Genomic DNA, 16,948 nt, shown 5'->3' on the forward strand with positions numbered 1-16,948 from the left:
GCCAAAAACGAGAGTAACATTTACCTCTCAGTATTAAACAAGGGTAAATAATTGTTATTTTTACACCCGATCAACAATCAAATGTAAAATTTACTCTAGTTATGAACTTCTTCGATAAAGCCAAACCATATAATGACTTACCTCTACTTCCACCTAAAGCAGATTTAGAAACGAAAGAAATTCTAACTAAGACTATTACGGCTAGTAGAGCCCTAGCTCAACTAAATGGAGCAATCAGAAACCTTCCTAACCCAAGCCTATTTCTTGACACAATTCATCTACAGGAAGCAAAGGCAAGCTCTGAAATAGAGAACATTATAACAACCAATGACGACTTATATCAAGCTGTTGTTGCTGATAAAAAATTTGACAATTCTGCTACAAAAGAAGTCATTAGCTACAAAGAAGCTATATGGCTTGGTTTTAAGCATCTTGAGAAAAAACCATTCATAACAACTAACCTATGTATTGAACTTGTACAGTGCATAAAACAGAATACTGCTGGAATTAGAACAACTCCTGGTACTACCCTATCCAACACAAAAGGTGAAGTAATCTACACTCCACCTTCAGGTGAACAAGTCATTCGAGAAAAAATGGCTAATCTTGAAACATTCATCAATGAAAATGAATCGTTAGATCCTTTAATAAAAATGGCTATATCTCATTACCAATTTGAGGCAATACACCCTTTTTCAGATGGTAATGGTAGAACTGGCCGTATTCTTCTATTACTTCAATTAAAACTTGAAAAACTTCTTGACATACCGGCTCTATTCTTAAGCGAATACATTATTCACCATAAAGACAACTATTACAAAGGATTAAGGGCCATTACGGAAAAAAACGATTGGTCTAAATTCATACTCTATATGCTTGATATGGTTGAAACCACCTCTATCAAAGGATTAGACAGATTAGAATCAATCATTCAGCTCATGGAAACTACTGGCCAAGAAATAAAAGAAAGGCTTCCAAAGGTATATTCTAAAGACTTAGTCGAAGTCATCTTTAAGCTTCCATACACTAAAAGACAAAACCTAATTGATATTGAACTAGGTACACCAAAAACAGTAGGAAACTATCTTATAGCATTAGAAGAAGAAGGATTTCTTAAATCGGTAAGAGTCGGAAAAGAAAAGTTATATCTGAACCAAAAATTAATGCGCATACTTGAAAAATAGAAAAGCACCGAAGGCACAACAATGGCTAAGCTTCAGGCGGCTTGACGGCAATCCGCTAGGTGTTTGCTTATTTGCTATCTTCGGTCTCGGCCGAATAGAACACGCCAGTAAACTCCGCCCGAAGGCTTAGCCGCAGCGTTGTGTCACATATAAGAAAACAGAATATGAATTAAAGAATAGAAATTATGTGAGGAATTTGGCTTTCAAAAAAAGAAAAACAGAAACGTTGCTAATCGCATCTTTATTGCTGATCGGATCAGGAATGGCTTTGCTAATGTGAATTTATGAAAATTAAGAAACGTAAATTATTTAGACTAATTTGGTTTAGCCTTGTTGCGATATTTTTCATTTGGCAATGGACAACCTATCAATCTCGGGATTTACCAGAAAACACGTTTAAAAGCGATAGTACAGTTTCGGTCAAAACAACTGGTGATGTAATTACATTTTTGTCAAAAAGTTCAAACTATCAAAACGAAATTATTTTCTTCCAAGGTGGATTGACAGACCCAAAAGCTTACGCACCTCTTTGTCGAATGATTGCTGAAAATGGATTTACCTGTCATCTCATCAAAATGGATTGGAGAGTGCCTCAATGGGATTATAAAAAAATTGAGACTATGTTCGACCTGAAAAACGGAAAGTACATAATTGGCGGACATTCACAAGGAGCGAAAATGGCATCCCAATTCGTGTATGAAAATCCGGGTTTAATGAAAGGACTTTTCTTATTAGGAACTTCTCACCCGAGAGATTTTGATTTATCGACCAGAATTTTGCCGACTATCAAACTTTATGGAGAATTAGACGGATTGGCAAGCGTTTCAGAAGTAATGGAAAATAGAGACAAGCTTCCAAAAAATACTGACTTGGTTGAAATAAAGGGTGGAAATCATTCTCAGTTTGGGTATTTAGGAAAACTATTAACAGACAATACTTCCGAAATTGATTTAGCTGAACAACAGCGTTTAACATTTGAGAAATTGATTAATTTTTTCCATAAAACAGAGAATGAAAAATAAATACGTTGCACAACAACTAGGTTTTCGTCGCGTGCGTAGCACGAACGATAAACCGATGCTGCCCAGCCTGTCGCGATAGCGAAGCGTATCGGGAGAATCGATGAGGTTCTTATGGGGATTGAGTCAGGATTTTATGAACGAAACGAGGTGTCCTAATGGTTTAAAAAGTAATACCTGTCAGAAGATTCGGTATTTTTTCAAAAAGAGTTTTAATGTTCTAGCCTTTCTAATACCTTTTGGAGGGACTATGGGAAATCATGATCGGGCTCACCACAAAACGATTGGATAATTCTTGAAGCGTTTCCCGCTCATTAATGGCTTCAATGGCAACCGCTGACTTAAACTGTGATGTGAATTTTCTTCCTTTTTGTCTTATACCAATGCTCAATTTAATCTGTTGTTTTTAATTGAGCCAGTGGTCTGGTTTTAGGGGAGTGTTACAATAAGGACTCTAAAGTGTTCGTTTTGGATGCTTTTGAGCTTTTACAATTACTTCAATAAAAAGTATTTCCGTAATTTTCTCAGGCCTTGGAACTGGCCAGAAAATTCCAGTTTTAGCATTATGAACGCTCTTTGAGAATGTGAGCAAACATATTTTATTCTTATAAGAAAGTCTTTTTTTAACTTACTCAGTGCTTTCTCTGATGATCAATTGAGGCTTAATAGTTTTGTTGTAGAATTTGAGAGTTCTTTCTTCTGCGTTAATTTCTTCAAGAATTAAGTCTGCGGCCATATGTCCCATCTCAAATGAAGGTTGAGCCATGGTTGTCAGGGAAGGAGAGACGAATTTACTGAGGTCATCATTCCCGAAACCGGCGATAGCAAGTTCTTTGGGTACGTTGACTCCTAACTTTTTACAAGCTTGTAATACTCCAATTGCAAGTATATCGGCAAAACAAAAAATTGCATCTGGACGAACCCCGTTTTCCCAAAGTGTAAGTATTGCCTTTTCTGCTGCGGAATAGGAGAATTCGTCAATTTCTAAGACCAAGTTAGGGTCAATGTTTAAACCTCCTTCTCTAAGAGCCTCTTTATATCCAGCTAGTCTATCTTCGCATACTCCTAGAGAAATAGGGCCGCTAAGGTAGGCTATTTTCTTCTTGCCTTTGTTTATCAAATGTGCTACTATTTCCTTCGCACCATTTCGGTCATCAGTGATGACTTTTGAAGTGTTGATTTCTGTGCAGACTCTTTCGAATAAAAGTACTGGAATGCCCCTGTCTATAATACTTTGAATGTGGTCATAAGTCTTAGTCTCTTGTGAAAGTGCCAAAAGAATCCCATCTACTCTACTGTTTGCAAGTGTTTCGACTATTTCTATTTCTTTTTGGAAAGACTCAGCAGATTGAAAAATCATGACTTTATAACCGTGTTCGTAGGCTGAATTTTCGATTCCTGATATCGAATTGGACCAAAACTGACGGTTGATAGTTGGGACTACAACTCCCAGTATTTTGGTCTTTTTACTGCTTAAACTGCTCGCTAGTAGATTGGGGTGATAATCCATCTCCTTAGCCATCTTCATAACGGCTAGCTTAGTCTCCCTTTTGATGTCAGTGGAACCCCGTAGTGCTCTTGAAACTGTTGCTATAGAAATATCAAGTCTTTCAGCAATGTCCTTAATGGTTGTTACTTTTTTACTCATGGATTACTTATGGGTGCTGTTAATCTTTTCCAATATAAGTAAACAAGTTAGTAGGTCAATTTTTCATCTACTCCTATAATCCTACAAGTAACTCTATTTCGAGGGAACTTGAATTGTGAATTTGGTAATTCTCCTGCCATTTTATTGAAAAGAAGGAAATTGTAAACGATATCGATAGCGTTTACGGTATAAAGTTTTGATTTTGGTTTTATTGACAGTGTTTTATATCGGTGATATTGAATAATTTGGGTCAAATTTTACAATAGACCCATGTTTAAAAGAATTCTTGCTTTTGCGCTTTTCTGCCAGTTTTTTTTACCTTCTGCGCTTGCACAATCCGTGCTGATCGAAGCAGAAAGTTTCGATGATCTAGGAGGGTGGGTGGTAGACCCTCAATTTGTTGAGCAGATGGGATCTCCATACTTAATGGCTCATGGAATGGGAACTCCAGTATCCAATGCCAAAACCAAATTCAACCTAAAAGAATCAGCGGAATATCATATTTGGGTAAGGTCTAAGAATTGGGCTCCAGGCGATTGGGATGCTCCAGGTAGATTCCATGTTGCTGTGAATGGACAAAAGCTTCCCGAAACACTGGGTGTAAGTCCCGGATGGTCCTGGGAATATGCTGGTAAAATGGAGTTGAAATCTGGGGAAACGACGATAGATTTAATAGATCTAACTGGCTTCAACGGCAGATGTGATGCTATCTATTTTACCACTGAAAAAAATGCTCCTCCCCGGGATTCTTCAGGGTTAGCGAAATGGCGCTCTAAAGAATTGAATGAGGCATCAATACCCGAAGAAATCTTAACATTTGATTTAGTAGTAGTAGGGGGTGGTATTGCAGGTTGTGCAAGTGCTATTGCTGCAGCAGAGCAAGGTTTGAAAGTGGCTTTAATTCACGATCGTCCAGTATTGGGAGGAAATGCAAGTAGTGAAATAAGAGTTCATACACTTGGGATTTATGGCCACTTTGAAAGAATATTAAAAATGTTGGATACTGAGCATTATCCAAATGGTTCTCCAGAAGCTTTAAAAGATGAGGAAAAGAGACATATGAATGTTGAGAAATATGCCAATATTCATTTGTATACCAACTGGAGAGCTTACGATGCCAACACTGAAGGCAATAAAATTACGTCTGTGGATGCAAGGCATACTGCGGAAGGTAAAAGGATACGATTTGTGGCTCCAAGATATGTAGATTCTACTGGAGATGGATGGATAGGGTATTGGGCAGGAGCAGACTTTATGTACGGAAGAGAATCAGTGGATACTTATGGGGAAGCTTTTGAAGAATGGGGGGAACTTTGGTCTCCTGAGGAAGCAGATGATTTTGTGATGGGTTCGTCTGTTCTCTGGCGAACGGTAAATACTGATCAAGAAACCGATTTTCCTGATGTGCCATGGGCTATGGAAGTAGCTCAGAAGCATGAGGCAACAGAAGGAACATGGAAATGGGAGCTCTCACGTCTGGATCTTCATCAGATAGATGATGCAGAAGAAATAAGGGATCATATGCTGAAAGCTATTTACGGATCCTTCGCCAATGCGAAAAAGCAACCAAATAATGAAAAGTTGACATTTGAATGGATTTCATATTTGGTAGGTAAAAGGGAATCTAGAAGATTAGAAGGGGATTACATTTTTACATTTAATGATGTAACAGAGCAAAGGAAATTTGAAGATTCAGTGGTTATGGAAACCCGCGAAGTGGATGTTCACTATCAGCAGAATTTGAGGGATGAAAATAAGCCTGACTTCCTCTCCGAGGCCATTTTTTACAAAACTCCAAAATACTACATCCCTTATAGAGCTTTATATTCGAAAAACATCGAAAATTTATTTATGGCCGGGAGGAACTTTAGTTGCTCTCATATCGGGCTGGGAGGACCAAGAGTGATGAGGACGACTGGTCAAATGGGAGCTGCTGTGGGTCTTGCAGCTGTAATCTGTGATAAATATGGGGTCAATCCACGAGAAGTCTACACGGAACATTTGAAAGAATATATGGAATTGATAGAGACTCAAAAAAGTTATAGGGCTATCGCTCCGAAAATGTGAACTATCTAACATCATTCTATATATTTCTATTTAGCCTTTTTCCAGTATTTGAGGAGGAGAGTATAAAACCTTTATTCTTTGATCTTATTCTTCCTGAGGAACCTTTGTTAAGAAAATCAGTGGTTGGGGAAGTAATGGAGGAAGGGTTTATTGAGCCAATCTCATTACAGTTGGTGCAGGGTGCGGAGAAACCGATTTTCTATGAGTCAACCATTCGTACTGCGGTATGTGATGATGAGATTTGCGAGATCTTGTATGTCAAATTGTATTGGGATCTTGTCGGGGAGTATGTGGGGTATGATACCCTTCCAGGTCACCAGCTTACAAAATTTGATCATGAGCCATTCACTACCCAGGACTATCATAAACTTCATGAATTGTTGAAAAATGACGGTTCAATTTTAAAGTTCAAGGTAAAGGATGAGTTGATTGATAAGGAAAAATTGAAGGCTTCGGATGTAGTAGACGGCACAACTGGAGCTACAGCCTTAGAAATCAAGGAGGAGGTGGTAGAGGGTGCTTTGTATTCATCATACACATTATGGCATCTGGCTTACAGCGGAACGATCCAAAATATGCTGACTAATCATACCGTGCAATTTGTAGACAATGAGTTAAAATACTATTTATTGAACTCTAATAGAGCAGGGTACCGACTGTTTGCATTTCAAAATTTCAGAGAGGGTGATTTTAAATTGTATGAGAACTTTTGGTTGAAGTCACTTCGTGAAGATATTCCAATGACAAGAAAATTCATCTTGGCAAATTTACCCGATCCCCTTTGGAGTACGGTCAGTGTTCAAGATAAAGTCTGTGGATTGTTTCAATTTTTTGATGTGAATACAAAGACGTATTTATTAAAGAAGATGGAAGCTCTAAATGAGATTTCTGCTGTTTCATTAGAATATATTTCAGTTGCTATAATGGATATGAATAAAAATCAAGTAAAACAGTTTTTAGAATTAGCAAAGAGGAATGAGGTTACTGATGAAGCGTTGAGAAATATTTCTAATGCAAGAAGTAATGATGGATTTAAATATGGTTATATCATTGATGAGTATGATTTGATAAATTAATGATAAAATTGGTTTTAATATGATTGCAAAGAATGTTGTATATTTTATTTTTGTATTTACAATAATTGGGTTGTTTTCAGCGAATGTATATGCTCAGAAAAATGGAGATGTTTTCATGGAAATACCTGAATTTAAGTTGACCGGTTCAAATGGTGAAGTTATCACAAATAAGGATATAAGGGGTAAGGTAGTAGTACTTGATTTTTGGGCAACATGGTGTGCTCCTTGCATAAAATCGTTTCCGGCTTTGATGGAAGTTGATGAAAGTTTTAGTAAAAATGAGGATGTTAAATTTTTATATGTCAATACGTTAGAGTCTTCGAGTAGAGATTCAGTGTATATTCTAAATTTTCTAAAGAATAAGGGGATTGACACCACTGTTTATTTTGATACGACTTCTTCACTTAGTGATAAGTTAGGAGTGAAAACGCTTCCGTATAAACTAATTTTAAATAAGTCAGGAGAAATCATGTTCAAGGATTTGGGTTTCTATGGGGAACCTGAGGATTTGATTAGAGATTTGACTGAGAAAATTAATAGCCTTTTGAACGAGTAAGAATTGATTTTTTGTAACCGATTTTTATTTCTATTTTCTGTTTTGTTATTTAGTTCTTTTGCTCTACTTCATTGCTCGTTGTTTCTGAAATAATCTGATTATATATTTTTAATTTATTGGCATTAATTTTATGAAATTTAAAAATGTAAACGTTATCGTTATCGTTGTCGGTGTAAATTTTTAAAGTTATTTATATGTGGTTTATTATATGGTTTATTTAATGTTAAATTGACATGAAATTATTGATTATAGATAATTGTAATTATGCCCATGTTTTTTAACAAAATAACCGAGAAGTATGAAGAGAAAATTACGTTCGATGCTTGTAGTGCTGGTTGTGCTTACATGTCATTATTCATTTTCCGATGCAATTGCGTCTACCGATTACCCTCATACGAGTGAAGCAATCGTAGAAAAAGAAATTACAGGGAAGGTAACAGATTCTAGTGGTGAGGCATTACCTGGTGCCAGTATACTAGTAAAAGGTACGACCATCGGAGTTATCTCCGATATGGATGGGAAGTTTCAGTTGACCATACCTGATGAAATATCAGGGCCAGTCTTGGTGGTTTCTTTCATTGGTTTTGATAATCAGGAGATTGTAGTAGGTAATCAAACTGAGATAAATATTCAAATGAGTGAAAACTTGTCTGCTCTCGACGAAGTCGTCGTCGTTGGCTACGGGACTCAGAAAAAAAGTGATCTTACTGGAGCGGTTTCTACTATTTCAGGAAGAGATTTAGCGGAGCGTAAAACCTCTCAAGTTTCCCAAGCGCTACAAGGGACTGTTCCTGGCGTCATGGTGACAAGAAACAATAATGCTCCTGGGGCTTCGGCGAGTATTCGGATCCGTGGAATTACCACTATTGGAGACAGTAATCCTTTGATTATCATGGATGGAGTACCTATCAGTAGCTTGGATAACATCAATTCCAATGACATCGAAAGCATATCTGTACTAAAGGATGCTGCCTCGGCATCTATTTACGGCGCAAGAGCTGCTGCAGGTGTTATTGTGGTTACTACTAAGCGTGCTAAAAAGGGTGAGTTGAGTCTAAACTACAATTTCGAGTATGGCATGGAAGTGCCAACTACCTTGCCTGAATATGTGGATGTGCAGCGGTACATGGAGATAGCCAACGAACTGCGGTGGAATGATAATGGTAATAATGAAAACGAGTATCCCCAATATCCTCAAGATCTAGTAGAGAATTATTTGGATTTAAATGCTCAAAATCCTGATTTATACCCAATTACGGATTGGGTGGGTTTGGTGTTGAAAAAAAGCGCCCCCAGACAGAGACATGCCATTGATATTTCCGGAGGTGGGGATGCGATTCGGACTAAAGCATCCATAGTCTATGACAAGTTTGATGGGTTGTATATGGGACAAGATTTTGAAAGGATAACTACGCGCATCAATACCGATGGGAACATCACCAAAAGGTTGAGTGTGACAATGGATATGTTTTTCAGACGGGAAGTAAACAACCGACCAAGTATAGATCCTATTTATAGCACATTTATTTCAGCTCCCATTTATGCCGCAGAATGGTCGGATGGACGAGTGGCTGAAGGAAAGACTGGACACAATGTCTATGGTCAAATTAAATATGGAGGATACAGGACTAGCTGGGCAAATCAGCTTGGAGGTAGAATGGCTGTTAACTATGAAGTCTTAGATGGTCTCAAGCTCTCCGCTGTATTGTCCCCCAATTTTAACTTCAATAAAGGGAAGAATTTCCAAAAGAGAATTCCATACTATGCCTATGATGACCCTACTGTCTATATGGGAACACTTCAGTGGGCAAACGCAACAAGCCTTTCTGAATCCAGAAACGATAACCATCAGGTCACCACTCAGTTTTTGGCTACTTACGATAAAAAGTTCGGAGATCACTCTGTGAATTTTTTGGTTGGAAATGAAAATTACAGTGCTTTTTACGAAAGTCTTGGGGCTTCCAGAGATCAGTATTTGTTGGACAATTTCCCTTATTTGGATTTGGGACCTTTGGAGTTTAGAGGCAACAGCGGTAGTGCTTATGAAAATGCCTATAACTCATTTTTTGGAAGAGTAACTTATAATTATGCCGAGAAATATTTTGTTCAGGCAAATCTTCGATACGATGGTTCTTCAAGATTTGCTCCGGAATATAGATGGGGCTCTTTTCCATCATTTTCACTAGGATGGGTACTAACTGAAGAAGGCTTTTTGAAGGGAAATGAAGTGATTTCATTCTTGAAGCTTCGTGGGTCTTATGGTACGTTGGGAAATGAAAGAATCGGCAACTATCCTTATCAGTCTTCCATTGGATTCGCTAATGTTCTGTTCCATCAGGGTTCAAATGTCGTCTCATCTCAATCTGCTGCTCAATGGCAATATGCGATCGAAGATATCAGTTGGGAAAAAACAGCCTCTTACAATATTGGGGTGGATGCCAATTTCTTCAATTACCGCTTGATGCTTTCCGGTGAATATTTCAAAAAGACGACTAGCGATATGCTGCTTCCGCTTGAAATCCCGGATTATATAGGATTCGACAATCCAGATCAGAATACCGGAAAGATGTATACCAATGGATGGGAATTTGAATTGAGCTGGGCGGATGATATCGGAGAATTAGGGTATTCAGTTGGGTTTAACTTGTCTGATTTCAAATCAAAAATGGGAGACCTTGGAGGCATTCAGTTCTTGGGGAGCCAAGTAAGAATGGAAGGAAGTGAATTCGACGAGTGGTATGGTTATGTGTCGGATGGATTGTTTCAGACTCAGGAAGAAGTGGATAATTCACCAGTTTTGAATTCTTCTGTAAAGCCGGGCGATGTAAAATACAAGGATATCAGTGGACCGAATGGGGAACCTGACGGTAAAATATCACCTGAGTATGACCGCGTCCTCCTAGGGGGGAGTATGCCTAGGTATCTGTATGGGGGGAATATTCGCTTAAACTACAAGAACTTTGATTTTGGATTGATGATCCAGGGTGTAGGCAAACAGAATTACAGAATGGGAGGCCTGATGGTTCAGCCACTTCCTGAAAACTGGGGGCATGTTCCTAAAATCATTGACGGTAACTACTGGAGTACTTACAATACCGCCGAAGAAAACAGAAACGTCAGGTATCCAAGACTTTCAAGAACGAGCGATGCCAACAATATGGCTATGTCCGATTACTGGATGATAGACGGAGGGTATTTCCGGTTGAAAAACATCTCCTTGGGCTATACAATACCTCCAGCAGCATTACAAAATATCGGTATCCGGAGTATCAGAGTTTACGGAAACGCTTCTGATATTTTTACCATCAATAGTTATCCAAAAGGGTGGGACCCCGAGGTGGCATTATCAGGATATCCGATCACTTCATCTTTTGTGCTAGGAGCTAATATTCAATTCTAAAGGATAGAAAAATGAAAACTGTAAAATACATATATATACTCGCTTTTGTTGGACTGGTATCTTGTGCGGACCTTGATCTCAACCCGCTTTCTCAGGGATCAAGTGAATCTTGGTATTCCAATGAAACAGAAATAGACATGTCCGTCAATGACCTGTTCAGGGATGTGTTCTGGCCGGATCTGAGCGATAGTTGGACAGACGATTATACCAATCGGGAAGCGCTTACTCCCATTACCAATGCCACTATCAATGGGGAGTGGGGAACGATAAATTCGCTTTGGGCAAATACCTACAAGGTCATTGCAAGGTGCAACACTATTTTGTTGAACCTGGACAAAGTAGAAGGGAAAGTTCCACAGGCTACTATTGATGACTTTCAGGGGAACGCACTTTTTGTCAGGGCACAGAAATATGCTGAGATGACTTTCTTGTTCGGGGATGTAATCTACTCAGAAGACATCTTGTCTCTCGATGATGCTTTTTCACTTTCAAGGACTGATAAGAACACCATCAAGGAAGCGGTTTATAGGGATTTTGATCTCGCAGCTCAGTTGCTTCCTGAATCTTACGGTTCTTCGGAAAACAAGAGGGGCACAAAGGGAGCTGCCTTGGCGATGAAAGCCCGCTATGCCATGGAAATGGGAGATTGGGATGTAGCAAGAGCTGCAGCAAAAGCTTGTATGGATCTGGGTGTATATTCCTTACATTCTGATTTTGATAATCTTTTCTTGACTCAGACCAGAAATCCTGAAGAAGTGATTTTTGCTATTCCGAGATCAAGGGCCTTGAATGCTACCTGGTATGTACGTGATTTTTTGCCTAGAAACGCAGGTGGATGGGGAGGAGCTCAAGCCCCTTCATGGGACCTATTTAGTGCATTCCTTTGCACCGATGGTTTGCCTATAGATGAATCCCCACTCTATGATCCTCATAATCCTTTTGAAAATAGGGATCCGAGATGCAGTTCCACTATTGTAGAATTTCAATCCACTCATTTGAATTTTACCTATGAGCCTCACCCTGACTCTGTCACCGTGATGAACTTTAATACGGGAAGCAGACAAGCCAATAATGACACTCGATCTGTTGCGCCCTTTGCATCCTTCAATGGGTTGCTTCTTCAGAAGGGAGTAGATGAGGATTGGCTTCCCAATTTTAATGCTGAAAATGATAGAATATTGATGCGCTATGCCGATGTGTTGCTGATGTATGCAGAGGCCAGTATCGAATCTGGACAAATAGATCAGACTGTGTTGGATGCTATTAATATGGTAAGGGCTAGAGCATATAAAGTGGACTATTCGGATACTTCCTCTTACCCTGCAGTTATATCCATGAACCAAGCTGAGTTAAGAGAAGTGATTCGCTTTGAGCGAAGAATGGAGTTTGCATTTGAAGGAAACAGATACCGGGATATCATTCGCTGGGGAATAGCTGAAAAAGCTTTAAATCAAAGTATTTATGGTTTATTGGATCCTGTTGACTTAAAGGAAAAAGTAGTTGATCAGGGCTTGTGGTTTTTCCCCATGACACCTGAAGTCGATGAAAATGGAATTGCTGACCTTTCTCCTATGTACGAAGCCGGCTTGGTCAAGAGACTCGCAATTCGGTCATTTGACGGGTCAAAACAGTATTTATGGCCAATTCCTACGAAGGAGATTTTGATCAACGACAACTTGAATCAAAATCCTGGTTATTGATAAATTAAAGAAAGCTCCTTCCATTCATGAGTTGAAATGCGAAGGAGCATTTTTCCCGCTATTAAGTCAGATTCCATACTAATACCTTCAATCAGTCTATGAAACAACTTAAACTTCTATTCTGCATTAGCCTAATTTTGCTGATACAGTCCTGCGGGATTCCTGATGAAACGACTCAAACCCTATCGAAATATCGATCAATCAGTGGAATCTATCCTCATTTGGCATTTTATAATGAAGAAGGAGAATGTGGGACAGGAGCGGTAGTTCCATGGGCTGATAAGTTATGGGTAGTCACCTATGGTCCTCATTTTCCATTTGGGTCATCGGATAAACTTTATGAAATAAATTCTGACTTAGATGAGGTGGTAAGAGGAGAAAGTATTGGTGGAACTCCTGCAAATAGAATGATTCACAGAGAAAGTGATCAGCTATTCATTGGTCCCTATGTCATAGATAAAGATCGTCACGTCACTGCCATTCCTTATGAGAAGATGCCCGGTAGACATACCGGAAATGCGCGTCACCTTACCGACCCGGAGAATAAAATCTATTATGGGACGATGGAGGAAGGATTTTACGAAGTTGACGTTCACACTTTGGAAATCAACCAATTATATGTAGATGGAAATGTAGTTAGGAAAGAAGGAAATGCTGCCCAGTTTAGTCCTTTATTGGTTGGTGCTCATGGCAAGGGACTTTATTCGGGGCAAGGGGTCCTGGTGTATTCCAATAATGGTGAGGATGTCCCAGAAGCCTTGAAACAGTTTGATATAGAAGCCGGAGTACTTGCAGAGTGGGATGGGGTAACTTGGAAAGTTGTCCGGCGGAATCAATTTGTGGAAGTTACTGGTCCGGGAGGAATCTACGGAAATTCAGATCCTGAAGAAGATCCTATTTGGGCTACAGGATGGGATCATCGATCGATCATTTTAGCCACTAGAGATCAAGGGAGTTGGAGTTTTTATAGGTTGCCCAAGGCCAGTCACAGCTATGACGGGGCACATGGATGGAATACAGAATGGCCTCGGATTAGAAATGTCGGAACGGAGGAAGAAGCAGACTATCTGATGACGATGCATGGCATGTTTTGGGATTTTCCCGGGAGTTTTTCTTCACACAATACTGCGGGAATACGCCCTCGATCTGCCTACTTAAAAGTAATCGGGGATTTTACCAGGTGGAATGATCAATTGGTCTTCGGCTGCGATGATTCAGCCCAGCGTGAATTTCTGAATAAGAGAAAAGCTAAAGGAGGAATTGAAGGGCCAGGACAGTCCAATTCCAATCTCTGGTTTACCTCATTGGAAAAGCCGGATCAATTGGGTCCATCTACGGCTGAAGGAGCGTTGTACATATCGGAGGAAATCAAAAAAGATACTCCATCAGATCCGTTCTTATTTGCTGGATGGAGTCAAAGGATGGCATGGGTTCAAAATGAAGGAAGGATACCAACTTCCTTTGAATTTGAAGTAGATAAGAATGGGGATGGCAACTGGGAATCATTAAAAGAAATCACTCTAGCATCGGGAGAGTCGCAAGCTGTTGAATTCAGTAACTCTCAAGTCGGTGAATGGATAAGAGTGACGTCCAATGAAACTACCACGGGAACCATCCACTTTACCTATACAGACCAAAGTAGGTACACGGGTCTCGATGAGAGGGTTTTTGAAGGGCTGGCGAATCTGAATTCAGACGAATATACCGGAGGCCTGTTATATGGTTTGGGAAAAAACCGGAGGGCGCTGGGTGTGCTATCTGGCAATTTTTCAAAGGGTCAGTTTGAGGAAGAGGGATATTATGAGCTTGATTCAGCCATGCACTTGACCAAGAAGGATGATCCGGAAACAGCAAATTTTATCAGAGAGAAATTTGAAATTCCCAAGTCTGTAGTTTCAGTGGAGGAGTCTTCTGTATTAGTAATAGATGATTCTGGTAGAAGGTGGAGATTGCCATTGGGTAGTGGAGCATTTGATTCTCTTGCCACTAATGGTACCATGAGGGTTGCGCGGGAAGTTGCTACTGAGAGAGATCTTTTTAATGTCCACGGGACCTTTTATGAATTACCTGCGGAAAATGCTGATGGGTTTGCCAAAATCCGTCCTATTGCTTCTCACAATTTCAAAATTCACGATTATGCGTCTTATAGAGGTCTGCTGGTGCTGTCAGGTCTAGAGAAAACTGTGTCTGCTGGAGAACACGTCATAAAGTCAGAGGATGGAAAGGCGGCCGTTTGGGCAGGTACAATAGATGACTTATGGAAGTTGGGGAAACCTGTAGGACAGGGAGGGCCATGGAAAGAAAGCGCTGTTCAGCGTGATGTCCCTTCAGATCCTTATCTCATCGGGTTTTATGACAACAAATCATTGGAGATCTCCCATGATTCCAACAAGGCAGTCACCTTTTACCTGGAGGTGGAACCTATTGGACATGGTCCATGGATGGGATATAAAGAAATTACAGTTCCAGCAGGGGAGACGGTCCACTTTACGTTTCCTGAGTCTTTTCAATCTCGATGGGTTAGATTTAAATCATCAGACGCCTGTACTGCAACCACCTGGCTGACTTACAATTGATCAAATTTCAAACCAACCTTTCTTAGCAGGAACTACGGTTTCTACCATTCATTCATGGGATACCTGGACTATACTACCATCATTCTTTTCACCCTGATCATCATGATCGTCGGTCTCTCCTTTGGTAAACAGGGAGGGGATATGAAATCCTTTTTTGCGGCCGGAGGTGCTGTGCCCTGGGGGATCAATGGACTGTCCTTATTTATGAGTTTCTTCTCCGCGGGGACATTCGTAGTGTGGGGGTCTATTGCGTACCAGTATGGACTTGTGGCCATTACAATACAAATGGCCATGTGTCTCAGTGGATTTCTGATCGGCTATTTTATCGCACCAAAATGGAGGGGCACCAACGCATTGACTGTGGCAGAATACCTGACCAGACGCTTTGGGGAAAGAGTCCAGAAGTACTATACCTACATCTTTTTGTTTCTGTCTTTGGGATATACCGGGTCTTTTCTGTACCCCGTAGCCAAAATCGTAAATGTCTCCACGGGTTTTGATATCTACTATTCCATTCTTCTTCTGGGGGGAATAATCATGGTTTATACAGCTGTTGGGGGATTATGGGCCGTAGTGGTGACCGATGTGTTACAGTTTGTGATTCTTACTGCTGCGGTTTTGATTGTATTGCCCCTTTCAATTGAGCAAGTCGGGGGCATAGGTAATTTTGTAGAATCAGCTCCCGAAACATTTTTTAATGTGTTCAATGGGGAATATACCCCGCTTTTTATTGTGGCATTTTGTGCTTACAACCTAGTGTTTATCGGAGGGAACTGGGCATACGTTCAGCGATACACAAGTACCAAGGATAAAAAATCAGCCAGTAAAGTAGTCTATCTTTTTGGAGTGTTGTATCTGATTAGTCCTATTATCTGGATGCTTCCTCCGATGATATATCAGGTGCTAAACCCGGCCTTGGATGGCCTGCAGGCTGAGGGAGCTTATTTAATGATCTGTAAAGAGGTTTTGCCTGTAGGGATGCTGGGGTTGATGATCGGAGGGATGATCTTTGCCACGGCAAGTTCGGTAAATACCTCGTTGAATCTTGCTGCCGCTGTTCTGACGAACGATGTCTATAAGCCATTGAAACCTTCGGCAACGGATAAGGATCTTATGTTTTTTGCACGAATGGCGACTCTGATATTTGGAGTACTCACAATCGGCGTAGCATTTCTGGTTCCCTTGGCAGGGGGGATTGTGGAGGTGGTTTTGAGTATCGGTGCTGTCACAGGAGGAGCTTTGTATGGACCAGCGATATGGGCCTTATTTTCTAAGAAGCAAACAGGCAGATCAATTTTGGGAGTTACTCTTGTCAGTCTTTCAGTCAACCTGTTTTTTAAATTTCTTTCTCCACTACTTTTTGACTTTTCCCTAAGCAGAAGCGAAGAGATGATTGTAGGAGTGGGTTTGCCTTTCCTGCTTTTGCTGGGATACGAAATTATTGGAGAAAAACGCTCTAATGAGAACACTTACTCTGGAGTCCGAACCAATTCTGAAAATGATAGTGCCAAAGTAGGTCAGATACAGAATTTGTATGGGATAAAAATCCTTTCATTGGCTATGGTCACAATTGGTGTGTTGTTTTTGATTTTGATGCTTTGGGCGGCGCAAGCGGCCATTTACTTGCTGATACTGGGATTGGCAATTGCCATATTGGGGGGATTCCTCTATCGGTACGCCACGAATACTTCTAAACTTTTGAAGAGAACTTATTGATAAATG

Annotated in this window: 10 protein-coding genes; 9 read left to right on the top strand and 1 reads right to left on the bottom strand. The window is 40.1% G+C overall.

The genetic code is table 11. The annotated features are described in order from the left end of the window. Positions 1-101: 101 nt before the first annotated feature. Both G460_RS0100560 and G460_RS0100565 read left to right on the top strand, forming a co-directional pair. The gene (locus G460_RS0100560) at positions 102-1,184 is read left to right on the top strand and encodes a Fic family protein (RefSeq protein ID WP_026953553.1); all 1,083 of its coding nucleotides are present in this window, start codon (positions 102-104) and stop codon (positions 1,182-1,184) included. A gap of 284 nt (positions 1,185-1,468) precedes the next feature. Beyond that, on the top strand, positions 1,469-2,206 hold the full coding sequence (locus tag G460_RS0100565) for an alpha/beta hydrolase (protein WP_026953554.1): 738 nt from the start codon (positions 1,469-1,471) through the stop codon (positions 2,204-2,206). Positions 2,207-2,831: 625 nt separating this feature from the next. Here the strand turns inward: G460_RS0100565 and G460_RS0100570 are convergent. Then, a complete protein-coding gene (locus tag G460_RS0100570; RefSeq protein WP_026953555.1) occupies positions 2,832-3,851 on the bottom strand; it encodes a LacI family DNA-binding transcriptional regulator in 1,020 nt (339 codons plus the stop codon). A gap of 270 nt (positions 3,852-4,121) precedes the next feature. Between G460_RS0100570 and G460_RS21100 the strand changes: the two genes are divergently transcribed. The 7 genes from G460_RS21100 (at position 4,122) to G460_RS0100605 (ending at position 16,942) form a co-directional block, all read left to right on the top strand. Further along, positions 4,122-5,918: an FAD-dependent oxidoreductase gene (locus G460_RS21100; protein ID WP_035463684.1), complete on the top strand. Its 1,797-nt coding sequence runs from the start codon at positions 4,122-4,124 to the stop codon at positions 5,916-5,918. After that, on the top strand, positions 5,915-6,994 hold the full coding sequence (locus G460_RS22500; protein ID WP_157366826.1) for a hypothetical protein: 1,080 nt from the start codon (positions 5,915-5,917) through the stop codon (positions 6,992-6,994). The genes G460_RS21100 and G460_RS22500 overlap by 4 nt, the downstream gene beginning before the upstream one ends. Positions 6,995-7,013: 19 nt before the next feature. Next, complete coding sequence (locus G460_RS0100585; RefSeq protein ID WP_026953556.1) at positions 7,014-7,550, top strand: TlpA family protein disulfide reductase; 537 nt, start codon at positions 7,014-7,016, stop codon at positions 7,548-7,550. A gap of 298 nt (positions 7,551-7,848) precedes the next feature. Continuing rightward, positions 7,849-10,950, top strand: a complete 3,102-nt coding sequence (locus tag G460_RS0100590) for a SusC/RagA family TonB-linked outer membrane protein (protein ID WP_026953557.1) — start codon at positions 7,849-7,851, stop codon at positions 10,948-10,950. A gap of 11 nt (positions 10,951-10,961) precedes the next feature. Beyond that, positions 10,962-12,650, top strand: coding sequence for a RagB/SusD family nutrient uptake outer membrane protein (locus G460_RS0100595; RefSeq protein WP_026953558.1), 1,689 nt, complete (start codon positions 10,962-10,964; stop codon positions 12,648-12,650). A gap of 98 nt (positions 12,651-12,748) precedes the next feature. Beyond that, on the top strand, positions 12,749-15,226 hold the full coding sequence (locus G460_RS0100600) for a hypothetical protein (RefSeq protein WP_026953559.1): 2,478 nt from the start codon (positions 12,749-12,751) through the stop codon (positions 15,224-15,226). Between the two features lie 54 nt (positions 15,227-15,280). Further along, entirely contained in the window at positions 15,281-16,942 is a 1,662-nt protein-coding gene (locus tag G460_RS0100605; RefSeq protein ID WP_026953560.1) for a sodium:solute symporter family protein, read from the top strand. Positions 16,943-16,948: the final 6 nt, after the last annotated feature.

Origin of the sequence: Algoriphagus vanfongensis DSM 17529, from assembly GCF_000429465.1 — a bacterium.
GTDB lineage: Bacteria > Bacteroidota > Bacteroidia > Cytophagales > Cyclobacteriaceae > Algoriphagus > Algoriphagus vanfongensis.